We start from the raw sequence: 25760 nt of genomic DNA on the forward strand, positions 1-25760 counted from the left end.
TGTCACCAGTCAAATAGAAAAACGGTGTTATACGCAAATCCGATCACGCTGTCTAGTCTAATGCGTTTGGGTTAAATCGAAATAGCTTTGAATCTGTGTCTCCTCGACAAAGGCGTCATCATGTGAAACTAAAATAACCGCCCCTGTAAAATCGCGTATAGCCTGTGCCAACAGTTGTCTTGAGTTGATGTCGAGATGATTTTCGGGTTCGTCCAGTAACAGTAAGTCCACAGGCTGTGCTGCGAGACTGATACACAGTAAAGCGACTTTGAGTTGTTCACCGCCACTGAGTAGTGAGATGGGAAGCAGAGCCTTATCTCGTCGAATTCGAAGTTGCCCCAATTGATTCCGACACTCCTCATCGGACAAAGACGGATTCAATAATTGTAAATTGTGTACCGCATTCAGTTCTGGATTCAGTAGGCTAAAGTTTTGATCTAAATATAACGATGCTCCACGCTTAAAAATGTCTCCCGATTGAACATGACTATGATTTTGAATGGCACGAAGTAGGGTCGACTTACCTGAACCATTTTGGCCGCGCAGTTGGATTTTTTCTCCGTTGTGTAAGGCGAAAGAAATAGGCGAGATAGAAAGTGCTGCTAAACCCACTTCTTTCAAACGAAGAATTTCACCAGTTTGTTTAGGTTGAAAATGGAAATCAAACTTTTGTGACTTAATCTGTTCTAGTTGCTGCTGTTTGTTTTTGAGCTCATCTTGCGCTTGTTCCTTTTGGCGAAGTTGTTGCTGCGCGACTCCCGATAAGGTTTGACTCGCACGTTCTTTTTTAAAGTCGAGTAGGATTTTGGCTTGAGAACCAGAGCTTCGTAATTTCTTCCCAGACTTTTGCCTTTTCTGAGCTTTCATGCGCTGCTCATGCTGTTGGACTTGTAATTGTTTTAGTTCGCGTTTCTCTTGCGAGATATTGTGTTGTAGTGCCTGCTGGTGTTGCTCTGTGTGTGACTGATACTCGGCATAGTTGCAACGGAAGTGTTGCAAGCCAAAATCATTTAAAACATAGGTATTGGAGATTTGATTTAACAATGTGCGGTCATGGCTAATGACTAAACAGCCCGCAGGATGTTGAAGGATTTTTTGACTTAACCACGCACGACTTGCATGGTCTAAGTGATTACTGGGTTCATCAAGAAGTAAATAATGCTCAGTTTGTAAAAAAAGGCGACACAGTGCCAGTTTGGTTTTCTGACCTTCACTGAGTTGAGAAACTGAGCTAGATAGATCTGTAGGTAAGTTGGCACTTTCTAGCAATTTCAACCATTCAGTGGGTTGATGCCATGCATGTTCGACGCGATCATAGTCTTCAAAGCTCGCAGTCGATTGTTCAATACGCTGAAAACTTACATACAGGTCAGCAATATTAAGGGCTTCGGCAAGCGTACAGTTGCTTAAACGCTCGAGCTGACTTAAGTAGGAAAATGGCATACGCTAAATCACTTCGCCACTCGCATAATTGGGCATGTGCGCCTGAGTGAGTAGGGACATTAATATTGATTTGCCTTGACCATTGCGTCCGATCAGCGCTGAACATTGGGCAGCGGGCAATTCAAAGTTTAAATGCTGAAAAAGTGGTTCATGAGCAAATTGAACGCCGAAATTTTTTACAGTACAGGCCTGTTGGGTCATTGAAGACTCCTTTATACAGGACATACAAAATAAATTTTTATAGAGATATAGAGTATAGGACTTACGCATTGACGGATTCAAAAAAGTATTAAAATACTTTATAAAGTATCTGTGATCAGACGAATTAAACATGCTTCTACAGCAACTTGTACTCTACCCATTTATATGGGCTTTCTCATGACAGAACCGAACTCTATTAGCTGCACACAACTTGCCGAGACTTATAATATCTCGCATGATAGTGTAAATCGCTTTCTAGAGCGTGAAGACTACACACCTCACGACCTATATCAGGAAGCAATTCAACATATTGATAATAATAAACTTATAGTCAGTATTGATGATACTGTTTTAGATAAACCGTATAGTCAGCATATGGACTTAGTTAGCTATTTTTGGTCAGGCAAACACCACCGATCCGTCAAGGGTATTAATCTCATTACCTTGTATGCGACAGATCAAAATGGTCAAAATATTCCAATTAATTTCCGAATTTATGACAAATCTGAAAGTAAAACCAAGAATGATTACTTTATGGATATGTTAAGTGAAGTACTCAGTTGGGGTGCAAAGATTCAATTCATTACAGGTGATAGTTGGTATTCATCGATTGCAAATCTAAAAACCATAAGAAAACATGGTATTCGATTTATGTTTGGTATCGACTGTAACCGTAAGGTTTCCCCAGAAAAAGGACAATGGTTTCAACTGCGTTTATTGCCGAATTTCCATCAGGGTCAAGTGGTCTGGCTCAAAGATTTTGGCTTTGTACAATTATTTAAGACTCAGTTAAAAGAACAGCAGAGGTTTTATATTGTGCATCAAGATGAAGATGATTTATTGTCCTTTGAGGGTTTTCATGAATTACATTCAAGTCATTGGAAAATAGAGCAATATCACCGGGTGATTAAACAGGTTTGTCATATTGAAAAGTTTCAAGTAAGACGATCTAAACTGATTTTGAATCATATTTTTTCAGCCTTGATGGCCTACGTCGAGATACAAAAGAACCAGTTTGAGCGGATCTTTGAAAATGTATATCGTTGGCAGAAGAAATTATTTAGACCAGTTATCAAAAACTTCATTGATGACTTTATTCTCGATAAAAATCATCTGCTACCACAGAGAATCTATAAATAATACTGCGTAAGTCCTAGAGTAGTAAATAAGTTTATTTTGCACGTCAGAAAACACATAAATTAGATTTGACGGAAAATAAGACTTACTTCATTGGCGTTACTCTAAATTGGAAGAAGGGGGGTAAATATTTAGCCATTATAACGGATGGATAAAAAATGATCCATTTTATTATCTTTCTTACGTACTTAAGATTTATCAATCAATGCTATAGGCTACAGAACTCTGTCACATACTAATCGAAGCTTCCTGTAGATGTGAATACAACCCGCACGATAGGGATAGTTGTTATTTTATTCATGATAGACCAAATGTCAGAACCACAGATATTCTTTTTTGGAACTTAAGATGATGAAATTTCTTTTATTTATATTCAGTTGTTTTATTGCAAGTTCATGTTATTCAAAAAAAATAGAAGTAGATATATTTAAAAAAGATGAAATTAATATTGAAAATTTTGGCTTTAGCTACTGTTTAACAAAAACTAAAGACAAAGTATTGCTTTCTGAATCTTCTCTAGCAATGGGAGGATATTTTCAAGAAGGCGCTTATGAAGAACCAGCATATAAAAAGGCTTTGTTGCACAAACCTATCTCTAAAGGCTTATTCCACAATATAATTCTCAAATGAATAAGCCCACACCTAAAATCTATCGTACAACCAATTGGTCTTCTTATAACAGTGCATTAATAAATCGAGGAAATCTCTCAATTTGGTTTGATCCCAAGACTCAATGGTACGCTCAACCCAAAGGTAAACATGGTCGAAATCAAACTTATTCAGATACAGCCATCCAATGCTGTTTAATGATCAAATCCTTATTTCATCTTTCTTTACGCATGGTCACTGGCTTTGTGCAAAGTCTCATTCATCTTTGTAGATTAGATTGGACAGCACCAGACTATTCCACCATCTGCAGAAGACAAAAGCATATTGATATTGCAATTAACTATGAGAAGAGTTGCAATGGACTGCCTTGCGCAATATATTGCTCATCGTCGATTCTACTGGCTTAAAGTTTCTAGGCGAAGATGAATGGAAGCGTAAGAAACACCAACCTGAATATCGTCGCCAATGGCGTAAACTTCATATTGGTATAGATGCTGAAACCCTTCAAATACGCGCTATTCAACTCACTACAAATAATGTGAGTGATTCACAAGTGCTTGGTGATTTACTCGATCAGATTCCACAAGATGAGCAGATTGACTCTGTCTATACTGATGGGGCTTATGACACCAAGCAATGCCGTCAAGTAATTGCAGACCGACAAGCACATGCGGTGATTTCGCCAAGAAAAAATGCGAAACCTTGGAAAGATACAAAGACCAGCTCGCTAGAGCGAAATGAATTACTTCGAACAGTTAAACGTTTAGGAAGAACAATATGGAAAAACTGGTCAGGCTATCATCGCAGAAGTCTGATAGAAACCAAGATGCATTGCATCAAATTATTAGGCGATAAACTCCGTGCGAGAAACTTTCAAAGCCAAGTCAATGAGATTCATGCACGTGTGGCCGTATTAAATAAATTTACAGATTTAGGTCGACCACTTACCCAAGTTGCCACTTAAATTTAGATAACTTGGAAGAAGTTTAGCTTTTGAATGTTTGTGCAACAAAGCCTAGTAAAACTAAAAAGACTTTATCGACCTAAAATCATTTCCAATACAAACTTAGATCCGATAAAACCTATAGCCAACAAGAAGAATCCAATTAAGGTAAAACGAATCGCTTTTTGACCGCGCCAACCAAAACGGTAATGTCCGATGAGTAAAGCCCCATACACAAACCAAGAAATAATACTAAAAGCGGTTTTATGTGCCAGATGTTGGGCAAAAAAGTTATCGATAGTAAAGAAACCAAACACCAACGCCACGGTTAGTAAAAGAAACCCCGTTTTAATTAAGTCAAACAGTAAAGACTCCATCGCTTGAAAAGAGGGCAGTAAGTTAACCCAAAAGCGTTTCTTCTGTTTGTTCTTTAACTCACGATCTTGGAACCATAAAATCACGGCTTGTATGGTCGCCATGAGTAGCACCGCATAGGCCGACAGCGATAAAATAATATGAATATCTAAACCCAATGAGCGCTGTTCAATAAATTGAGTGGACTGGCTAAAGGCAAAACCTAAAATGAGTCCTGTAGCAGCCACAGGAATGCCAATCAGGTTCAAAGCTAGAATTGGACGATAAGTGCTATAGAGTAGACTAAGTAACAACATGAGCCCCGATGTAAATGACATTAAGACAAAAACGTCATAATTCACTCCCATCGGCGTGAGCATGTCATGGTACAAAACAGTTGCATGCAGTAATAAGCCTAAGCCTAAAATAATGCCAATAAACCAATGGTTTGGATCACGTTTAGCCATTAATTTGAGAAACAAATACCAAAAAGAGGTGGTATAAGCGACTAATGCTAAGATGGTGTAAACCAAGGGCAGGCTAATCATGTCAAACCTTTTTCAGGATGATGAATATTCATTTATATAAATTCGGTGCGAACTACAGTATCCTATAGCATTCTATGCATAAATTTTCTATTTTAAGAAAGATTTTTTTGCAACTAGCAATTTTAAGCGGATTTTGCAATGTTTGATACCTTAACGGAACGACTCACGCAGAGTTTAAGAAATGTTACTGGCTCTGGGCAGCTAACCGAAGACAATATTAAAGATACCCTACGTGAAGTACGTATGGCACTTCTTGAAGCCGATGTTGCACTTCCTGTAACTCGTGAATTTATCGCGAAAGTTAAGGAAGAGGCGTTGGGTCAAGAGGTCATGACTCAATTATCGCCGGGCCAAGCATTTGTTAAAATCGTGCATGACGAATTAACAAAAATGATGGGCGAGGCAAATGAAAGCCTTGATCTTGCAGCAAAACCTCCTGTTGTAGTCCTACTCGCGGGCTTACAAGGTGCAGGTAAAACAACAACGGCTGCAAAACTTGCTCGCTTCTTACAAGAACGTCAAAAGAAAAAAGTAGCGATGGTATCTGCCGACGTTTACCGTCCAGCAGCAATTAAACAGCTACAAACCGTTGCAGGTGAAGTTGGCGCGATTTTCTTTGAATCGAGTGCTGACGAAAAACCAATTACCATTGCAACACGTGCAATTGAACAAGCCAAAATTCAGTTTGCGGATGTTTTGATTGTCGATACTGCAGGTCGTCTACACGTAGACGATGAAATGATGGACGAGATCAAAGAGCTTCACGCGGCGATTAAGCCAACTGAAACTTTGTTCGTGGTCGATGCAATGACCGGTCAGGATGCGGCAAATACAGCCAAAGCCTTCAATGATGCACTGCCATTAACGGGTGTGATTCTGACCAAAACTGATGGTGATGCGCGCGGTGGTGCGGCGCTTTCAGTACGTGCAATCACAGGTAAGCCAATCAAATTCTTAGGTATGGGTGAAAAGCTCGATGCCTTAGAGCCATTCCATCCTGAACGTGTTGCACAGCGTATCTTGGGTATGGGTGACGTACTTTCTTTAGTCGAAGAGCTTGAGCGTAAAGTCGACAAAGAAAAAGCCGAAAAAATGGCGAAAAAACTGCAAAAAGGTGGCAGCTTCAACTTTGAAGATATGCTAATGCAGTTTGAGCAAATGAATAAAATGGGCGGCATGATGGGTTTCTTGGATAAGTTGCCTGGCATGAGCAATGCAGGGATTCAAGATGCATTGGCGCAAGCGAACCCTGAAAAGCAAGTGAAAAAGATGGAAGCGATTATCCAATCGATGACCATCAAAGAGCGCCGCAATCCAGATCTGATGAACCCAAGCCGTAAAAAGCGCATTGCAGCAGGCTGTGGTATGGATGTCGTTGAAGTCAATAAGTTGATTAAACAACATGCGCAAATGGCTAAAATGATGAAGAAATTTGCCAATCCATCGGGTATGGCAAAAATGATGAAATCATTAAGCGGTATGCAAAAACAGTTTGGTGGTGGCGGCGGAATGGGACCATTATTTGGTGGGAACGATAAAAAGTAATCTGCTTCTTACCATTTCAGAAAAAGGCGCGTTGAGCGCCTTTTTTTTCTGTTGTTTTGTGAGTCATGGAAAATATTATGTGTATTTTCAATACCCTCAATCAATAACAAAAACGCACTGTTTATGGCTTGAAAGTTGCGTAAAATTTATTCTTTTCAAACATTATAATAAGAAGTTGAAAATGAATGGATCAAAACAACATATCTATATTGTGCATGGCTATCAAGCATCGCCCAATGACCATTGGTTTCCGTGGCTAAGTCAAAAACTCAGTCAGATGGATCTGCATGCTGAAGTAAAACGCTTAGTGCTCCCGCACAGCGATGCACCACATTTCGAAGAATGGCAACAGGCTTTGGCCCTGCAAATGACCACTTTGGATGAAAATACCATCATCATTGCGCATAGTTTGGGGTGTCTAGCAGCTTTACATTATCTCAGTAGTAAACTGCGTGAACGTCGAATCAAAGCGATCTTCTGTATTGCGGGCTTTAAAGCGGCTTTAAAAAGCTTACCTGAGTTAAGTGGCTTTATTGCGCAAGCGAAGTTGGACAGCGGTATACTCCACTCTCACATCGCTTCACGTGTATTTATGTTTTCCAATAATGACTCTTATGTTCCACCTCCTTTGGCACTTACCTTTGGGCACTTCTTGAGTGCAGAGGTACTGGAGGTGAAACGTGCAGGGCATTTTATGCGTGAAAATGGCTATGCTGAATTTGAGCTACTGCTCAATACCTTAAAACCCCTTTTACAACAGCAGGCGGTGGCTCAGAGTTGATGCTGAATATAATATTGTAGCCCTTTAAGTAATAAATCATTTTCAATGCATGGTGCATACTCTGCCAAATAGCGCGCAAATACAGGTGCATCACCGCCAGTTAAAATCAGCTGGCGTGGAGACTGTTGCAAGACTTTTTCAATGGTACTGACCAAGCCGAGCAAAATTCCATGATGAACTGCGTCGATGGTATTACGACCAGGCCCCAGTTCATCAAAAGCCGCATCTGGAATTTTAATGCCTTTGGTGTTTTGGATCAGCGAGTCTCGTTGTAAGTAGAGGTTGGGTAAAATATAGCCGCCCAAATGCTGCAAACCATCCGCCAAGTCGATGGTTAGCGCCGTACCACAACTAATGACACAATAGTTCTGCTCAGGATCACGTGCGACTGCCAACACTTGCAGCCAACGGTCAATCCCGAGTTGTTCAGGCTGTTCATAGCCGCATTGTAAGCCAGCATAGTTGGCCTGCACTTGGGCAAAGATGATCGGCACATTTAAACTTTTTAAAAGTCTACGGATTCGGTCATTATTTTTTTTGTCCTGAACCGAAGAAACGCCAATCTGTTGGATGTTTAAGTTTTTAAAATGCTGAATTAGACCTAAAAGTAAATCGGCAGGGGACTGTAAATGTAACTCAGCCCCTTGTTCCAAAATTTGATCTTCCTGCGTAATCCAATACTTCAGACGAGTATTACCAATATCTAACCATAAATTTTTCATGATGATGCTCAATCATTTAAACAGGGGTCACTGGGCGTAAACGGCCTTGATAAAAGTTTTCAACACCATTGGTGGTCTGAATTTGTACCGCACCATCATCTTGAATGCCTAAGAATAGGCCTTGAGACAGACCCTTCATATGTTCAAATTCAACCTGTTGCTGCATAAATGCTGCGTAATGATTGAAACGAGAAGTCAGATTTGCACTATTATGGGTGAACCATAGGCCTGCCTGTTGAATCGCCAGATACAGTTCTGCCATTAAGCTAATTCGATCTGCTTGGGCTAAACCCAGCTGTTCAAGTGAGCTGGTGGCTTGATCAAGCTGAGTATCTTCGACTTGGTTGATATTGATACCTACCCCAATAATAGCTTGGTGGCTCGACAGTGGTTCAACTAAAATTCCGCCCCATTTACCTTGAGCACTGTAAAGGTCATTTGGCCATTTCACTTGCAGAGCAAGGCCCTGCAAACTCGGCATTTGCAAGATATTTAACGCAATTTCTAAAGCCAAGCGCCCATCTATAGGTGTTTTGGTCTGTAGTAATGTGCTTAAATAGATGTTTCCTTCAGGAGAAACCCATTGTCGTTGGCGCTGTCCACGACCTTGAGTTTGTCGTGTACTGCAGACCAAAACGCTCTGAATCCCTTTTTGCGCAATTTCACGCACATCATCATTGGTGGATGTGGTAACTGGCTTGAGCAATAAAACTTCAGGAAGTTGCTGTGCTTCAGCGAGAAGCTGTTGTAATTGGCGTGTCTCTAAATCCATATGAATCTGAGAAAAGTGAAAAATGATCATGGAGTTAATCATATATTTACTGATTGGCGCAATCGCTGGTTTTGCTGCGGGGCTATTTGGGGTCGGTGGTGGACTCATTATCATCCCGATTTTATATGTGGTGTTTACTCATTTGAACTATGACCCGAGCGTCATTATGCACATGGCGGTTGGCACATCACTAGCGACTATTATTGTCACGTCAATGAGTTCAGTGAGTGCACATCATAAACGTGGAGCCGTGTTGTGGTCTGTGTTTCGCAATTTGGCCCCAGGTTTAGTTATGGGTGCTTTTTTAGGTGCGGGCATTGCAGACTATATGTCAGGACATGGCTTACAACTGCTGATCGGTTTTTTTGCGGTTTGGGTGGCGTACAAAATGTTTAGTGGCGCGCATGTTGAGGTCGATCCATCGCGTCAGTTACCGTCTACGGGTAAACAGTTATTTGTCGGTGCAGGCATTGGTGTGGCTTCTGCGATCTTTGGCATTGGTGGGGGGAGTTTGACGGTGCCATACTTAAACCGTCATGGTGTGGTTATGCAAAAAGCGGTGGCGACGTCTGCGGCTTGTGGCTTACCTATTGCAGTGGCTGGCGCTATAGGTTTTATGTGGTTCGGGCATCGGGCTGAGGTCAATGTACCAAATACCATTGGTTATATTCATGTCTATGCATTTTTCGGGATTGCGGTCATGAGTTTTATCACCGCAAAGTCTGGTGCGAAAGTGGCGCATCTTTTATCGCCTGCGATGTTGAAAAAGTGTTTTGCTGGTTTGTTGGTGGTAGTTGGTTTATATTTTATTTATCAAGGTTTTAGTTCTTAATTTCTTTGACAATGTTGTGTGCGTTGCTGTTGATTGGCATTATAGACGGTAAAATTGTTAGACAATGACATAGTGTTTAGCGTTTAAGATCGGGTAAAACCTAAAAATAGGTCACTAAAGACCATGGATTGCATCTTATAAAAACAAGTTAGGAACAGTATGCAAGCACATGATACAGGGAGTTTGTCCGAACAAATTGCCAAGCACATCAGTGAACAAATCATTCGCGGTGAGTTGGTCGAAGGTGAGCGCATACAAGAATTACGTATTGCCGCTGAACTGGATGTGAGTCGCGGCTCGGTGCGTGAGGCCTTATTACTGCTTGAACGCACACATCTGATTGAAATCTACCCGCGCCGTGGCGCTATCGTCTCTGAAATGTCCGCTCAGCAAGTGCGCGCCTTGTTTGACACCAGCAGTCTGCTATTGGGGCAAATTGTGCAACGCATTGCGGAAACATGGCGCAGCTATGAAGCGGAACGTTTACAGCTGTTATTGGATGAGTTGGGGAATCAGCTGAAACAGGGCAGTATCGAAAAATTTTATGATTTGATTTTTGAAGGATTGGCACGCCAGCATGAAATGGTGGGCAATGCCTATTTGATGAAGTTTTACCAAGAACTGTTGCCCTCGATACGTCGGAGCTATTTTTTAACCTTAAATACTTCGCGTAGAGAGTTACAAGAATCTTATGATTTATTTAAACTGGTGACTGATGCGGTTTTAATCAGAAAATCACAACAAGCTACTTTATTTATGGAAGATTTTTGTCGACACTTACGTAACTTGGTGTTGGGATCTCTGACCCGAATGAAACAAATTGAACTTGCGTGGGCGAGACGCTCACGACGTTAGTCAGGACATTATGCGTTTAAGCAGTTTAAAACTTTCCGGCTTCAAATCTTTTGCCGACAGTACCACATTACACTTTAAAGATAACCGTACCGCAGTCGTTGGGCCGAACGGTTGTGGCAAATCCAATGTGATCGATGCTATTCGCTGGGTCATGGGCGAATCCAGTGCGCGTCAGTTGCGTGGTGGCAGTATGCAGGATGTCATTTTTACAGGCACGGCAAAGCGCAAACCTGTCAGTGTCGCCAGTGTAGAACTGCGTTTTGACAACACTTATGGCAAGTTAGGCGGTAGCTATAATGCCTATACCGAACTGGCGGTTAAACGTCAGGTCAACCGAGATGGCAAGTCTGAATACTTTTTAAATGGTACCAAGTGCCGTCGTCGGGACATTACAGATATATTCTTGGGCACAGGTTTAGGGCCACGTTCTTATTCGATTATTGAACAAGGCATGATCAACCGTTTGGTCGATGCAAAACCTGAAGAAATGCGGGTTTTTATTGAGGAAGCCGCAGGGGTTTCGCGTTATCAAGCACGTCGCCGTGAAACTTTATTACATTTGGATCACACCACGCAAAATTTATCGCGTTTAGAAGATATTGCCTCCGAGTTAAGATCACAGTTAAAAACTTTAAAACGTCAAGCTGAAACCGCAATTCAGTACAAAACACTGGAAAGCCAAATTCGCACCATTAAAGTCGAAGTTTTATCTTTTCAATGTGAACAAAGCAGCCGTTTACAGCAAGAATATACGTTGCACATGAATGATTTGGGCGATCAGTTCAAGTTGGTGCGTTCAGAGTTAACGACTTTAGAGCATGATTTGACGTCAACCAGTGAGCTATTTCAACGCCTGATTCAGCAGTCCACGCCACTACAGAGTGAGTGGCAACAGGCAGAGAAAAAGCTGGCTGAGTTGAAAATGACTTTGGAACAAAAGCAGAGCCTGTTCCAGCAAAACACCACTACTTTGGCACAGCTTGAACAGCAGAAGGCGCAAACCAAAGAACGGATGCAACTGATCGAGCTGCAACTGGAAAGTTTGCACGAACAAAATGAGCTTCATACCGAACAGTTACAACAGCAAGAAAGTCAAAACCAACAGCAAAGCCAAGGTTTAACGGATTTAAAAGCACAGCAGCAACAGTTGCTTCAACAGTTTGAACAAGTCAAAAGTTTGGTAGAAAAACAGCAGCAACAAAAAACGCAAATGTTGGCGCAAAGTGAACAGTTGGCCAAAAATATTTTACGCTTTGAACAGCAAAAGCAAATTTTAGAGCAGCAAGCGGCGCAAATTCAAAACCAAAGCCAGTTGGATGCGATTGATCAACTGTTACATGCCAAGCAAGACGCCGAGGCGCAGCAATTACAACGTGAGCAAAGTATCATTGAGGTGCAGTTGCAGCTGGATGATTTGCGTATCCAACATCAAGCTGCTCAAACTGAGTTGAATCAGCACAAAGCAGATATACAGGTTTTAAGTGCCGAGCAGAAGCATCTAAAGCAGTTGTTGGTCAAAGTCAGTGCCTTAAAAAATAGTGATCATCCACAGTTGATGCATGTGCTGAAGCTTAAAGATGCGGCTAAAACGCATGCCGCGCTGGTCGAAAAATTCTTAGCCAAATGGCTTTCAGCGCATTGTTTGGACAACAGCGATGCATTCACCGATGCCGTTGCACGTCAGTTAACGCCTCAGCCGCATGTTGAACTGATCGAAATTGCAGGTTGCGATAGCCTAGCCAGTTGGATTGAATCGCCGCAATCCTCTTTGTGGCAGCAGGTGGGTGTGACCACCAACTTAAAACAAGCCCTAGCGCTGCAAAAGCAATTGAAAGATGGTCAGTCTCTTCTGAGTTTAGACGGTTACCATGTCGGCGTGGACTGGGTGATTGGTTTGGATTATGACGAAGCAAGCCAAGCTGGACAGGGGGCGCTAAGCCATCGGATTCGTTTAGATGAAATTGAACAGAGTCTTGCTGAAAAAACGGGACTTCTGACTCAGCTTGAAACGAAAACGACAGAGCTTCGTACTCAAGTCCAAGCGGTGGATGAGCAGTTAAAAGCGGATCAACAACTGTTGAAAAAAGAAGCTCAAGCGACGCAGCAGATTGATTTGAATATTGCCAAAGTACAAAGTACCAACCAAGCTTTTGAAGTGCAAAAGCAACAATTGGCCAATCAACTGGCGCAGTTAGACAGTCAGCTTGAAGAAGATGCCATGCAAAAAGATGATCTAGAGATTGATCTGCATGCATTGAATATTAAGCTCGAGCAAAACTTGCCAAACTACAAAACTATGCAGTTTCAAGTGGAGTCTTTGACTGAGCAACTGGATGACAGCCAGCAGCAGGCACAGCAGGTTTGGCAGGCGCTTGAAATGGTGCGTCGTCAGGCGGTGCAAACCACACAGCAGATTGAACTGTTAGAGAAAGACAGTACTTTCTTAAAAGCGCAGTATCAGCAAATTTTGTCACAGATGGAGCAGGCCAAAAAGTTTATTGACCCTGTACAACTTGAGCTGCCGGCCTTGGAAAGCCAGTTTAGCGAACAAGCACAGATCACTGAAAAGCTGCAAAAGACATGGTCTGAATGGCAAGTTGAACTGAATGCAGTGCAAGAGCGCCAGCAAAGTTTGACCGAACACCGTCATCAACAGCAACAACAAGATGAAAAGCTGAGAACCCAGTTAGAAGAGAAACGTTTGGCGTGGCAAGCGGCAAAGTCAGACTTACAACATTATTCTGAACAGCTGAAAGAGATGAATGTTGAAGCTATTGAGGGTTTGAGTATTGATATTAGTAGCCATCAACAGATTTTGGAAAAAGCACAGCAGCAGTTTGAGAAATTGGGCGCAGTCAATTTGGCGGCTTCAGAAGAATATGAAGAAGTGTCTAAACGTTTTGAAGAGTTGAGCCATCAAATTCAAGATTTGGAAAATACCGTTGAGCAGTTGCGTGCTGCAATGAAAAGTATTGACCAAGAAACCCGTAAACTGTTCATGAGCACTTTTGATCGGGTTAATACCGAACTACAAGATCTGTTCCCGAAAGTTTTCAATGGTGGAGAAGCGAGTCTGACTTTGGAAGATGACTGGCAGTCTGGGGTTAAACTCATGGCCCGTCCGCCAGGCAAACGCAATAGCTCTTTGGCGTTACTTTCAGGGGGAGAAAAAGCCCTGACGGCATTGGCCTTGGTGTTTGCGATTTTCCGCCTCAACCCATCGCCATTTTGTGTTTTGGATGAAGTAGATGCACCTTTGGATGATGCGAACGTGGGAAGATTTTGTAATCTTGTAAAAGAGCTTTCTGAACAGGTGCAATTCATTTACATTACCCATAATAAACTCGCAATGACGATGGCGACCGACTTGTTAGGTGTTACGATGCCTGAACCGGGAACATCAAAATTAGTGACTGTAAATTTAGAACAGGCAAAAGAATACGGTTTAGTCGCGGAGGCCTAATAAGATGGAATACACAACAATTATTGGTATCGTCATAGCAGTGATCATTATGCTGTTTGGGGTTCGAATGATTTTTCGAAAGCCGGCAGATGCAGCGCCTTCACTTGAGTCTGCATTGCATATCGATGCTGACAGTCAAAAACCGATTATCCCGCGTCACGTACGTGATCAACTGCAGACGGTATCAGTTGAAGAGGCTGAACGTAAAGAGCCGACTTTAAACGAAAACTCTGTAGAAGAGACACTGTCTGAAAAAGCCGAACCGAAAGCTTTGGATGCAGACAGTGTGCTCGAAAGCAGCAGTACTGAACCAAGTTTGGATGCGTCAGCTGAGGTAGAAAATAAAGCAGTAGACTCAGTCGCTCCTGAGAATGCGGTAGTTGATGCAACGGAATTAACGACTGAAAGTGCAAGCTCCTCACTTGTTGATGACCAAGCAAAAGCGGATAAAGTTGAATTTAGTTTAAATGCCGACGTCGAAAAAGCTGAAATTTCAGAGTTTGACGATGAAAGCAGCATTTTAGATGCACATTTGTATGAGCAAAAAATTGTCGATGATGAAAGTGCCTTAGCCACAGCAGAGTCGTTTATAGCCCTGAATGTTTATCCTGAACGTCGTGCATTGTCTGGTGAGAAAACTTTAAAAGTTTTAATGAAGTATGGTTTACGTTTTGGCGAAATGTCTTGTTTCCATCGTTATAACGAAGATGGAACCAAGTTACTGTTCTCTGTGTTGCAAATTACTGATACAGGCATGGATGGTTTTGACTTGGAAAATCTGTCGACCGATCCAATTAAAGGCTTGGCATTTTTCTTGGCCTTACCACACCGTGACGTGCAAAATGCCTTTGACACCATGGACAGTATTTCACGTTTAATTGCCCGTGAAATCGATGGAACGGTTTATGATCAAAATAACCAAGAGTTCACGCCACAACTGCGTGAGCATTGGCGCCACTTGGCGATTGATTACCGTGCTGGACAAGCAATCGATGCTTAATCTGATTGAAAGCAGCGGTAACGATTTCTATAATAGACAGTAGAAATACAATTTTTAGGGCGGAACAAAGACCGCCCTTTTTTATGGTGAAATTATGACTCAACCTTCGACTGTCGTTGCGCAAATGCGTCAACTGATCCAAATTTTGGCACAGCATAATCATGCTTATTATGTGATGGATCAGCCGACCATTTTAGACAGTGAATATGATCAGCTCTTTCATCAACTGAAAGCTTTAGAAGAACAATACCCTGAGTGTATTCAGCCAGACAGCCCGATCAATAAAGTCGGTGCTAAACCTTTGGCGAAGTTTACTAGCGTGACGCATGTGGTACCGATGCTGTCCTTAGGTAATGTGTTTAATCAAGAAGAACTCTTTGCCTTTGCACGCCGTGCAGAAGAACGTTTGCCGAATCAAACGATTCAATATGATGTCGAGCTGAAGTTTGATGGTCTTGCGATTTCACTGTGGTATGAACATGGCGTGCTGGTGCGTGGGGTAACGCGTGGTGATGGTGAGACAGGGGAAGACATTACCCAAAACGTCAAAACCATTCGTAACTTGCCGAAGGTGTTGAGTACAGATCAGGGCGAAGTACCTACGCTACTGGAAGTTCGTGGTGAAGTTTTGATGCCTAAAGCAGGCTTTGAAAAGCTCAATGCAGAAAACGAAGCCAAAGGTGAGAAGACTTTTGCCAACCCACGTAATGCCGCAGCTGGAAGTCTACGTCAGTTAGACCCGAATATTGCGGCTTCGCGTCCACTTGCATTTTATGCTTATGGTATTGCGCAGTGTGAACCAAATCATGGTCAAAGCACCATGTCGGAAAGTCTAGCGTGGTTGCAACAGTTTAGTTTTGCAGTTGGTGAACGTCATTTTGTCTGCGATAGTATTCAAGAAGTTCAAGCTGTTTATGAGCAAATCAATGCGGAACGACCACAATTGAGTGTGGAAATTGACGGCATGGTGATTAAGGTCAACAGTCTCAAACAACAGCAACAGCTCGGTTTTTTAAGTCGTGAACCGCGTTGGGCAACGGCTTATAAATTCCCTGCGGTGGCTGCGCTCACCACGGTTGAAAATATTGACTGGCAAGTGGGGCGTACAGGTACATTGACCCCTGTGGCGCGTTTGAATCCTGTTGCTGTGGGCGGCGTGACCGTTTCAAATGTGACCTTGCATAATATTGGGGAAATTCACCGTTTAGATGTGCGAATTGGCGATACTGTCAGTGTTTACCGTAGTGGTGATGTGATTCCCAAAGTGGAAAAAGTGTGGCCTGAATTCCGTCCTGTCGATGCGACTGAAGTTGAACTCCCGAGCCAATGTCCCGTGTGTGAATCGCCAGTGGTGATGCCCGAAGGTGAAGCTTTAGCACGTTGCTCAGGTGGTTTGTATTGTGCCGCACAGCGTATTGAGGCGATTCGCCACTTTGTATCACGTAAAGCTCTTGATATTGAAGGTTTGGGGGATCGTTGGGTCGAATCACTGTTACATCTTGATCTGCTTAAAGATGTGGCTGATATTTATCACCTACATGAGCACCGAGAAAAGCTATTAACCATTGAAAAAATGGGTGAGAAGTCCGTTCAGAACTTGATTGATTCGATTGAAAATAGTAAGAAAACCACTTTGGCTGCATTTATTTATGCACTGGGGATTCGTGGAGTGGGTGAAACCACAGCACGTATGTTGGCCAATACTTTCCAAACTTTAGATGCGCTACGTGTTGCAGACATTGAAGCTTTAAAGAAAACTCCAGATGTGGGGGATATCACGGCGGAGTGGATTGTCGACTTTTTCCAAGCACCACATAATCTTGAAGTTTTAGACCGATTATTGGCGGCAGGTATTCACTGGGACGCGCCTGTGGCACCAAGTCGCCAACCTCTAAATGGAGAAAGTTGGGTCGTGACGGGTACACTCAGTACGATGGGGCGTGATGAAGCAACACAGCTCTTGCAAGCACTGGGCGCACGTGTCAGTGGTAGTGTGTCGAGTAAAACCAAGTGTGTTGTTGCAGGTGAAAAAGCAGGTTCAAAGCTGGATAAAGCGGAGAAGCTTGGGATTGCTGTGATCAACGAAGCTGAGTTTATTCAACTGATGAAAGATTGTGGTCAATTAGACGTTTAGATTGTTGACTCAGGTTAAATCAGAAATATGATACTTGGGCACGTCATCTGCAACCTGCGTGGTGTAAGTAAGATAATGTTTCTGCGACATATTTCTGATACATCAAAAAGAGAACAGGTTTTGCAGATGACAATGGTTTTGCCTACTTTTGCCGAAACAAAAGTAGGGCCAGCTGCAGGCTAATGATGAAATGGGGTGAGAACTTGATAAGACTCCGCCAAGATCATTGCTTTTCAATGAGCTGGAGGAATATTTAAGTCAAACTTAGGTTGTTTATTTCAGGGAATATATTGCTTAATGACACCGTCATCGAGCAATTGTTGGAAGTGCTCAACGAGGCTTTCTTTGACATCTCGGTACTCTAAACCCAATTCTTTTTGGCTCTTGTTCGCATCAAAATAAATTGGATAACCCATATTCAGCTCAACAAACTCGCGGCTAAAACCAATGAATGGACCAATCACCTTAAAGGCTGCTTTGGGCAGTTCATTTCGTGGAAATGGAAACTTCCAACCAAAATGTGCTTTAAGCAATTGACCGATTTCAAGCAGACTTAAAGTTCCACCACTTACGATGTAACGACCCGTTGCTTCTAGGTTGAATGCTGCTTGTAAGTGTGCTTCAGCAACATCTTGAACATCGACCACACCATTCCACATAGGTGGGACACCAGCTAAAGTCAAACCATTGGTAAACTGTTGTAAGACCTCAATTGAGCCTGACTGTGTATTTGGTGTCAATGAACGACCAAAGACCAACGCAGGGTTAATGCAGACCAACTGCCAACGATCTTGTGCCTCAGCCATTTCCCAAGCTTTACGCTCAGCCATCACTTTAGAGTAGGGATACGGCTGATGGGTCTCAGAACTGCTGCTGTTCCAGTGACTTTCATCAAAAGTATTATGGTCTGTTTTTAAAATATCAATGGCATCGCCATAGGTCGACGCAATACTCGAAGTGACAATGACACGTTTAACGGACTCGATTTCATTGACAGTGTTTAAGACATTTTCTGTGCCCAAAACAGCAGGTTCAATGATGTCTTTCACCGCATCTTTATAGTTGGTGACTACGAAAGGAGAGGCCATATGAAAAACAATTTCACAGTCTTGCATCGCTTCTTTAAAGGAATTGGGCTCGAGCAAATTGGCTTTAAAGAGTTTCAGTGTTCCAGCACTGCTGTCTGCAATTTTAGATAAATGCGCGAAGCTTTGGGTTTTGTTCAAGTCACGTACAGTGGCATGAACGGTATACCCTTGGGTTAATAATTTTTGAATCACCCAACTGGCAATATAACCCGATGCACCTGTAACCAGTACCGGTGCTTGTGTTGCTAAGTTTGTCATAGATTACCCATTGTTGTTTTAAGTATTGGCTTAGTGTAAACGTGAATGCCATGAAAGTCTTTGCCTATGGGGTGAACAGGTGTCTGACTTATGCGTCATTTTATAATATTGCACCACACTGTATTGAAAATGAGCGAGTAGAACGTATTTTTTGAAGTAACCTTAAATTTGTATTTTAGATCAGATAGATAAGTCAAATGATAAAATACAATAAATAATGATAATTATTTTACATATAATAATGATTCTCATTAAAAATAAGTGTTGTTTAAAATGAAATCCTTCTCTAAGAAAATTCTTGCAAGCTCTGTTGGGCTTTTGATGATGGGTGGAGGCTGTTTACAGCTTGCTTTTGCAGAGGAGGTTTCAGTTTTACCTGCCTTAAAATCAGAAGCGCAATCACAACAAGGCTATGCCGATGGTAAATTGGCGAAGGCGGCTAACTTGGGTGCTTTAGGGAATAAGTCAGCGATTGATACACCATTTACGGTTTCTACTTATACAGAGCAACTGATTCGTGATCAACAAGCATCTACAGTGGGGGAAGTTTTAGAAAATGATGCCAGTATTCGTGCGACGACCAATCAAGGTCATTTAAACGAAAACTTCCAAATTCGTGGTTTTAGTGTCGGCTATGATGATATGGCTTATAACGGGTTATACGCTGTAGCTCCTATGGGACGTATACCAACAGATTTACTAGAATCGGTGACAGTATTGAAAGGGCCGAATGCTTTGGTTGCAGGTATGGCACCAGCAGGAAGCGTTGGCGGAGTAGTGATTGCTAATTCTAAACGTGCCGACCAAGATCTAACACGTATTTCGACGTCATTAGAAGATGAGAGTTATTATAAAACCAATGTAGATGTTTCTCGTCGTTTTGGTGACCAAAAACAATTTGGCGTTCGTGTAAACGGCACATATGGAGACGGTGAGCATCTTATTGAAGGTATGGATGATCGTTTAGCACTGGGTTCGATTGCAGCAGACTATACGACCGATAAATTAAAACTAAACTTTGATGCTTATGCCATTCGTGAAAACCGTGATAATGGTTCACCTGCAATGGTCTCTATGCAAAAAACAGGCGTAGTTGCTGCACCAAAGGGTGATAATAATTACTTTGATCAAATTCATGGGGAAACCTATAGCCGTTATGCGGGCTTAAATGGAGAATATAAATTCACTCCTGATACCAAGGTTTTTGCAGGTGTGGGTTATGTTGAAAAAGGTTATTCGGGCCATATTTTTGGTACGCGTATGATCTTGCAGAACAGTGCAGGTGATGCAACTTCGCAGTACTATCGAGTCGCATCTAAAGAAAATAACCTAAGTGGTAATACGGGTATTGAAACTAAATTCAATACAGGCGCCATTAAACATACCCTTGGGTTACGTGCAGATTATGTGCATCGCGAATACGATCAACACTCTCGTGCGACAAGTTCATCATTTACAACGAATCTTTATAATCCTAACTCGAACGGGACAATGCCAACGACCTATCCAACAATTGTACCTTATGAAGATGATAAATTCATGAGTTATACTTTGACGGATCAAATTTCAATGTTGGATGACAAATTTCAGTTGATTTTGGGTGCTCGTTATCAAGATATGCAGTTAGAAAGTCTCACTACAGATGTGAAATACGATGAAAATAAGCTTTCACCAAGTTTAGGCATCGTAATCAAACCGTTTGGAGAAAATTTATCTTTCTATGCAAGTTATGTTGAAGGTTTATCAAAAGCAGACTCAGTAACTTCTACCGCGGATGTGAATGAAGGAAAACTGTTTAAGCCTTACGAAACGAAGCAATATGAAGTGGGGACAAAGTATCAAGCTGGTTCTTGGTTAAATAGCTTGGCACTTTATCAAATTGAAAAACCGACTCTGATCACAACAGCTTTGGCGACAGCGGTTAATGGTAATACACAGATCACTGAAGACGGTGGGGAAAGTCGATCACGTGGTATTGAATGGTCCTTCTCAGGGAATTTGACTGAGGACTTAAATCTACTGGGAAGCATGGCTTATATTGATGCTGAATATACAAAAGGTTCTACAAGCACCACTGATATTTCAGGCAATACGATTTATGGTGTGCCAGACTTTACTGCCTCATTAGGCTTGGATTATGCCGTACCTGTGGTAGATGGTTTAAATGTTAATGCTCGGGCTAACTATGTTAGTGAACAATATTTAGATAGTTTGAATACCTATAAACTTCCTGACTATACTATTCTTGATGTTGGTGCGCGCTATAAAACAAAACTGGGTGGTGTAAACACGACTTTCCTAGCCAATGTCGATAACGTGACTAATAAAAAATATTGGGAAGGTGTGTTCAACTCTTACTATGCAACGGTTGGTGGTGCACGTACCTATAAACTTGGCGTCACTTTCGATTTCTAATTTTTATGATCAGCCCATTGCGATGCAGTGGGCTTTTTTATGTCTGAATGCTGTCTCATTTAAGTTGAACGCAATGATGAAATTTCTCGGTTTATTCCTGTGCTGCGGTGGTTGTGTACTGCTGTATTTGACCCATCCTAATCAAACGGTTCTTAAACAGGCTGTGGCGAAAAAGTATCGTTGGGTCGGGTGGTTTGCTTTTATTTTGGCATTGGTTCTTTTACTGGCGGTATTACCAAAACTGGTGGCGGTGTTGATGTGGTTACTGATGCCATTGGTGTTGTGGTCAGCACTACCATTTATTCCTTTATTACATGGGGCTTTGACGCATGAGGTTACTACGCGATCAAAAGATACAACCTGACTGGTGGACGAAAAGCTTTGCAGGAGCAGTTCTTGGACTCAGCCTAGCTTTCGCTTTAGCTGCATTAATCACAATGTGGGGACTGCAATCTGAGTATCGTAGTCTTGCTCCACAGTTAGGGATGTGGTCGATTCCGTGGATTTGGTTACCACTCTTTTTCGTGGCCTATTTTATTCCACGTGGATGGCAGTCCATTGTGATTTATCTGTTTTTCAATATCGTGGCTTACACACTTGTGTTTTGGCTCAGAGGGCAATAGGGCATGAAGGTACGTACAGATATTCTCCGACTGGCCAAAGAGTTACATACGTGGGTAGGAATTTGTGCAGGCATTCTCTTGTTCATTTGCTTTTTTGCAGGTGGACTGAGTATGTTTCAGCATGATTTGAGTAAGTGGGCAACGCCACCGCAACAAAGTTTAAATACGGTTGAATTCCATCAGTACAACGATTTGGTGTCACAGGTACAGCAGCATTATCCTGAAGCTCAAAAAAGCTTTCAGATCAATTTAAACTCCAAAGAGTTTCATTATGCCCCGATTCAGTGGCAACCTGCGCAAAGTCAAGTACATGATGATCATGCCTTTGATACCGATCAAAGCGCGATGTTAGCAACACTGAAACCAGATGGGACTTTACAGGTTGAACAAGAAAACTTATCTAAACTGGGTTGGTTGATTGAACAGCTGCATGAAACCGCAGGTATTCCGGGGATGCTTGGGCATCATACACTCGGTGTTTATGTGATGGGTGTGGTTTCGGTCTTATATTTTTTGGCGCTAATGACAGGTTTAATCATCCTCTTGCCGACGTTGGTCAAAGACTATTTTGCGATACGGCAAGGTAAGAACAAAAAACGTTTTTGGCTCGATGCGCATAATGTGATTGGCATTACCAGTTTACCGTTTCATATTTTGATTAGTGTGACGGTGATTGTTTTTGCATTTCATGATTTATTTTATGATGGCTTGGGGCAGTTGGTCACCAAAGGTAAACCACTGTTTGAACGTCCCGCTGCGGTGCAGATTGCAGATCCGGTGCCTCAACTGGATGTTGAAAAAATACTCTTAAAGGTACAGCAACAAGCACAGGGCTATGAGGTCTCGTCTGTAAGCTTTAACAATCTAGACCAACCTGCCAAGGCATCGGCACGCGTCAGTTTATATAGTCCAGATCAGATGTTACGCGGTGATAACTTCGACGTGATGTTCTTCAATCCTTATCAGCCTGCACCCTATAGTACAGCCAATTTAAATACCCAAAGTTCTGGTCTAGATCAACTGATTCGATCGATGTTCAGTTTGCACTTTGGTAACTATGGCGGAGATTTTACCCGTTGGTTGTATTTGGCCTTGGGTCTAGGCGGAGCATTTTTATTTTACTCAGGCAATATTCTATGGATTGAATCGCGTGTAAAGCGACAAAAAAATCCAAATTTAGCACCACCTACACAGCGTAAAGATGTGCAATTCGTTGCAAACTTAACCATAGGGGCATGTTTGGGAACGGTCTTTGGCATTGTTATGAGTATGTTGATCGGGCGTTGGGCCTATGTATTCAGTCCTGAGCTACACAGTATCAATGCATGGTTTATGTATATCTATTATGCGATTTTTATCTTCAGTTTAATGCTGAGCTTTGTACTGGGCGCGGCACGAGCATTGCCAACGTTATTGCTGTCGATTGTGATTGTTTTACTGCTTACGCCTTTGACTTCTGCTATAGCACTGCTCTTACCTGAGATTGGACTATGGTCATCTTCTTCCTCTTTATGGTGGATTGACGTCTTTGCTATTCTTTTTGCAGGGTTATTTTTCCGTTTTTATCGCCAAGCTCAGGCCCGAGTCCAGTCCGCAGGAGTGGGTTCTCTTTGGTCCGTTGCTCAGAACAAGTGAAAGAAGGAATACCGTTCCAAGGCTGAAATAAGAAGCATTTTTAATGGTTACAAAATGAAGCACAGGGTGGTTCAAGCCTAAAAAACCTTTGCAAAAAGGATAAAGTTTTGCAAAGGCTTCTTTTATAACTATTATTTTGATGATTCATACTGCAAATGCGTATGTTTCTCATTTTAATTTTATAAAAATCATAAACTTACATAATTTATCTTTTGCAAAGTGAATTAAATGTGTCCATAATAGTTGCATTAGAGAATGGAGATTTTGAAATGCGTGGCAATCCTGAAGTCGTAGACTACTTAAATATGTTGATCGGTGGAGAGTTGGCTGCACGCGATCAATATCTCATTCATTCACGCATGTATGAAGATTGGGGCTTAAGCAAAATCTTTGAACGTATCGATCATGAAATGCAAGAAGAAGCACAACATGCAGATGCGATTATTCGCCGTGTTTTGTTTTTGGAAGGTACACCGAATATGCAACGTGATGACGTTGAAATTGGTGAAGATGTGGTTTCATGCTTAAAAGCCGATTTAAAGCTTGAATACCATGTACGTGAAAAATTAGCGCAAGGCGTAAAATTGTGTGAAGAAAAGGGTGATTACATTACCCGTGACATGTTACGTCAGCAAATGTCAGATACCGAAGAAGACCATACCTATTGGTTAGAAAAACAATTACGTTTAATTGAGTTGATTGGTCTGCAAAACTACATTCAGTCTCAAATGTAAGAGATACATGCCACTTGATGTAAAGGTGGCTTTTGCATTTACATACTAAGTAATCAAAAAAGCCTTCGAATCAATGTCCGAAGGCTTTTTTGTATGGGTTATTTTTTAGAGAATTTTTGAATATCTGCCAATACTTGTCCCGCATGGGTTTGGGTATTTACACTGCTGTAGTGATAGACCACCGTACCTTGTGGGTCAATCAGAAAGGTTTCACGTTTGGCAATTTTCGCGATACCTAAGTTCCGCACGATGCCGAGTTGATTTGCCAGTTGATGATTGTGATCAGCCAAAATAGGGAAATTCAGTCCCAACTTTTTAGAAAATTTTTGATGTGACTGTACATCGTCCAAACTCACGCCTAAGACCACCGCATTTTTTTTGCTAAATTGTGGGTAGAGTGCTTTGAACTGATTGGCTTCTTGGGTGCAGCCCGGCGAGTCATCCTTCGGATAAAAATACAGAACGATCCATTTGCCTTGATATTGTTTGAGCTCATGCCATTTGGCATTTTGATCTTGTAACTTAAAACTCGGTGCGGGCTTGCCGACCCATTGTTTTTGGTCTGATGAAGCGCTTGAAAAAGTTGGTGCTGCATAAGTGGCGCTACTGATGGCACAGAAACTACCTAGGGAAATTAAGCTAATCGTTGCCATTTGCATTATTTTCATTGTGTAGGCTGTCCAGAAATGTATTCCATTGATCTTAGCAAATTTTAAGGCACTAAAGTGTTGAGATTTTCATGTTCAGGTTTGAACAATTATTTAAATTTGCTGTTCATTCAAAGGGCTTGCTTTGCAACGGAGTCTGAGGTTTTATACTGTTTGAAATTTACAGTTTTAGGGTTTGCATTGAATCAACGTATTTTACTCATCACGGGCTGGGGTGGTGGGACCAAGTTACTGCAACCTTTGGCTCATGCTTTGCAGCACAAAGGGCATATGGTTGAGCTGATCAATATTTTTAATGGATTGGATACACAGGTGTTGCAGCAACATGCTGAACAAGCCAAAGATTTTGATGTCATTATAGGTTGGTCTTTGGGGGGGCAACTGGCAACTTTATTGGTCGCGGCTGTTGAACAGCAGTATCAACAGCAAAAAGTGTTAATCACTCTGGCTTCAAATCCGTGCTTTGTGGCGCATGAAAACTGGCCAACTGCGATGAGTCCAGCGACATTTCAAAGCTTTAAACAATCCTTCGAAGCAGATGCGATTGCAACCTTAAAGAAATTTGGATTTATGGTGTGCCAGGGGACAGCAACCACCAAGCAAGATTTTTTGCAGTTGCAAAGTTTGATTCAGCCTCAGTCTTTAGATCTTTTAAGACAGGGACTCAATTGTTTAGAGTATTTAAATACGGTTGAGATCTTACAAAATTATACGGGACATCAACTCCATCTATTGGCCAAACAAGATTTTTTAGTTAGCTACAAAGTCTTGGATAATTTAAAAGCTTTAGGTGCAAATTTTTTAGATGCGATGCTTTTAAGTGGTTCACATGGACTTCCAGTTTTTCATGCCGATGACGTAACTGACAAAATCTGCCAATATTTACAAAAAATGGATTAAACAATTCGCTGAGTGGCGAATATCGCAATTTCTTTTTGATGCGCGCAGGTTTAAGATCAGTCAAATTGAAATTTTGCTGTAACTGTAGTCGATATGGAGT

General features: G+C 41.8%; 20 protein-coding genes and 2 pseudogenes. 16 read left to right on the forward strand and 6 right to left on the reverse strand.

The genetic code is table 11. From position 1 onward, the window contains the following. Positions 1-57: 57 nt before the first annotated feature. Positions 58-1644 (reverse strand): annotated as a pseudogene (locus AC4MDD_RS03775) (ATP-binding cassette domain-containing protein). A 111-nt stretch (positions 1645-1755) separates the two neighbouring features. Between AC4MDD_RS03775 and AC4MDD_RS03780 the strand changes: the two are divergent. From AC4MDD_RS03780 to AC4MDD_RS03790, 3 genes and pseudogenes are all read left to right on the forward strand, one after another. Further along, complete coding sequence (locus AC4MDD_RS03780) at positions 1756-2784, forward strand: IS701 family transposase (RefSeq protein WP_491882316.1); 1029 nt, start codon at positions 1756-1758, stop codon at positions 2782-2784. Between the two features lie 345 nt (positions 2785-3129). Beyond that, positions 3130-3411 (forward strand): hypothetical protein, encoded by a 282-nt coding sequence (locus AC4MDD_RS03785; RefSeq protein ID WP_491882317.1) that lies wholly within the window; start codon positions 3130-3132, stop codon positions 3409-3411. Next, positions 3408-4354: pseudogene (locus AC4MDD_RS03790) on the forward strand (IS5 family transposase). Before AC4MDD_RS03785 ends, AC4MDD_RS03790 begins: the two are co-directional and overlap by 4 nt. Before the next feature lie 71 nt (positions 4355-4425). Here AC4MDD_RS03790 and AC4MDD_RS03795 read toward each other — a convergent pair. After that, positions 4426-5235 carry a cytochrome C assembly family protein gene (locus tag AC4MDD_RS03795; RefSeq protein WP_201706707.1) on the reverse strand — a complete coding sequence of 270 codons (810 nt, stop codon included), beginning with the start codon at positions 5233-5235 and terminating at the stop codon, positions 4426-4428. A gap of 138 nt (positions 5236-5373) precedes the next feature. On the opposite strand from AC4MDD_RS03795, the gene ffh reads away from it, so the two are divergent. After that, positions 5374-6780, forward strand: a complete 1407-nt coding sequence (gene ffh / locus AC4MDD_RS03800; RefSeq protein ID WP_010327404.1) for a signal recognition particle protein — start codon at positions 5374-5376, stop codon at positions 6778-6780. Positions 6781-6961: 181 nt separating this feature from the next. After that, positions 6962-7561 (forward strand): RBBP9/YdeN family alpha/beta hydrolase, encoded by a 600-nt coding sequence (locus AC4MDD_RS03805; RefSeq protein WP_491882318.1) that lies wholly within the window; start codon positions 6962-6964, stop codon positions 7559-7561. On the opposite strand, the gene AC4MDD_RS03810 is transcribed toward AC4MDD_RS03805, so the two are convergent. Together AC4MDD_RS03810 and AC4MDD_RS03815 are read right to left on the reverse strand one after the other, a co-directional pair. After that, entirely contained in the window at positions 7552-8283 is a 732-nt protein-coding gene (locus tag AC4MDD_RS03810) for a type III pantothenate kinase (protein ID WP_491882319.1), read from the reverse strand. The two genes, AC4MDD_RS03805 and AC4MDD_RS03810, sit on opposite strands and share 10 nt — an antisense overlap. A gap of 16 nt (positions 8284-8299) precedes the next feature. Further along, positions 8300-9055, reverse strand: a complete 756-nt coding sequence (locus tag AC4MDD_RS03815; protein ID WP_176538503.1) for a biotin--[acetyl-CoA-carboxylase] ligase — start codon at positions 9053-9055, stop codon at positions 8300-8302. A gap of 28 nt (positions 9056-9083) precedes the next feature. Between AC4MDD_RS03815 and AC4MDD_RS03820 the strand changes: the two genes are divergently transcribed. The 5 genes from AC4MDD_RS03820 to ligA all read left to right on the forward strand — a co-directional run bounded on the left by AC4MDD_RS03820 (position 9084) and on the right by ligA (position 17339). Next, entirely contained in the window at positions 9084-9887 is an 804-nt protein-coding gene (locus tag AC4MDD_RS03820; RefSeq protein WP_201706705.1) for a sulfite exporter TauE/SafE family protein, read from the forward strand. Positions 9888-10046: 159 nt separating this feature from the next. Next, positions 10047-10742 carry a GntR family transcriptional regulator gene (locus AC4MDD_RS03825; protein ID WP_491882320.1) on the forward strand — a complete coding sequence of 232 codons (696 nt, stop codon included), beginning with the start codon at positions 10047-10049 and terminating at the stop codon, positions 10740-10742. A 10-nt stretch (positions 10743-10752) separates the two neighbouring features. Then, entirely contained in the window at positions 10753-14205 is a 3453-nt protein-coding gene (gene smc, locus AC4MDD_RS03830; RefSeq protein ID WP_491882321.1) for a chromosome segregation protein SMC, read from the forward strand. 4 nt (positions 14206-14209) lie between these two features. Further along, positions 14210-15205 carry a cell division protein ZipA C-terminal FtsZ-binding domain-containing protein gene (locus tag AC4MDD_RS03835; RefSeq protein WP_491882322.1) on the forward strand — a complete coding sequence of 332 codons (996 nt, stop codon included), beginning with the start codon at positions 14210-14212 and terminating at the stop codon, positions 15203-15205. 94 nt (positions 15206-15299) lie between these two features. Further along, positions 15300-17339 (forward strand): NAD-dependent DNA ligase LigA, encoded by a 2040-nt coding sequence (gene ligA, locus AC4MDD_RS03840; protein ID WP_491882323.1) that lies wholly within the window; start codon positions 15300-15302, stop codon positions 17337-17339. A 278-nt stretch (positions 17340-17617) separates the two neighbouring features. Here the strand turns inward: ligA and AC4MDD_RS03845 are convergent, their stop codons facing one another. After that, positions 17618-18685 carry an SDR family oxidoreductase gene (locus tag AC4MDD_RS03845; protein WP_078426129.1) on the reverse strand — a complete coding sequence of 356 codons (1068 nt, stop codon included), beginning with the start codon at positions 18683-18685 and terminating at the stop codon, positions 17618-17620. Positions 18686-18958: 273 nt separating this feature from the next. Between AC4MDD_RS03845 and AC4MDD_RS03850 the strand changes: the two genes are divergently transcribed. From AC4MDD_RS03850 to ftn, 5 genes are all read left to right on the forward strand, one after another. Further along, positions 18959-21100, forward strand: a complete 2142-nt coding sequence (locus tag AC4MDD_RS03850; protein WP_491882324.1) for a TonB-dependent receptor — start codon at positions 18959-18961, stop codon at positions 21098-21100. Positions 21101-21173: 73 nt separating this feature from the next. Then, positions 21174-21464, forward strand: coding sequence for a hypothetical protein (locus AC4MDD_RS03855; RefSeq protein ID WP_161489510.1), 291 nt, complete (start codon positions 21174-21176; stop codon positions 21462-21464). After that, the gene (locus AC4MDD_RS03860) at positions 21430-21723 is read left to right on the forward strand and encodes a hypothetical protein (RefSeq protein ID WP_078426131.1); all 294 of its coding nucleotides are present in this window, start codon (positions 21430-21432) and stop codon (positions 21721-21723) included. The genes AC4MDD_RS03855 and AC4MDD_RS03860 overlap by 35 nt, the downstream gene beginning before the upstream one ends. A gap of 3 nt (positions 21724-21726) precedes the next feature. Continuing rightward, entirely contained in the window at positions 21727-23358 is a 1632-nt protein-coding gene (locus tag AC4MDD_RS03865) for a PepSY-associated TM helix domain-containing protein (RefSeq protein WP_078426132.1), read from the forward strand. A 269-nt stretch (positions 23359-23627) separates the two neighbouring features. Continuing rightward, positions 23628-24092 (forward strand): heteropolymeric bacterioferritin subunit Ftn, encoded by a 465-nt coding sequence (gene ftn, locus AC4MDD_RS03870; protein ID WP_004695301.1) that lies wholly within the window; start codon positions 23628-23630, stop codon positions 24090-24092. Positions 24093-24190: 98 nt separating this feature from the next. Here ftn and AC4MDD_RS03875 read toward each other — a convergent pair whose 3' ends face one another. Next, positions 24191-24760, reverse strand: a complete 570-nt coding sequence (locus tag AC4MDD_RS03875; protein WP_490450339.1) for a peroxiredoxin — start codon at positions 24758-24760, stop codon at positions 24191-24193. Positions 24761-24913: 153 nt separating this feature from the next. Here AC4MDD_RS03875 and AC4MDD_RS03880 point away from each other — a divergent pair, with 153 nt between their 5' ends. Further along, positions 24914-25660, forward strand: a complete 747-nt coding sequence (locus AC4MDD_RS03880; RefSeq protein ID WP_490450340.1) for an alpha/beta hydrolase family protein — start codon at positions 24914-24916, stop codon at positions 25658-25660. Positions 25661-25760: the final 100 nt, after the last annotated feature.

The sequence above is a fragment of the Acinetobacter sp. CAU_H_29a_1 genome (genome assembly GCF_058599505.1).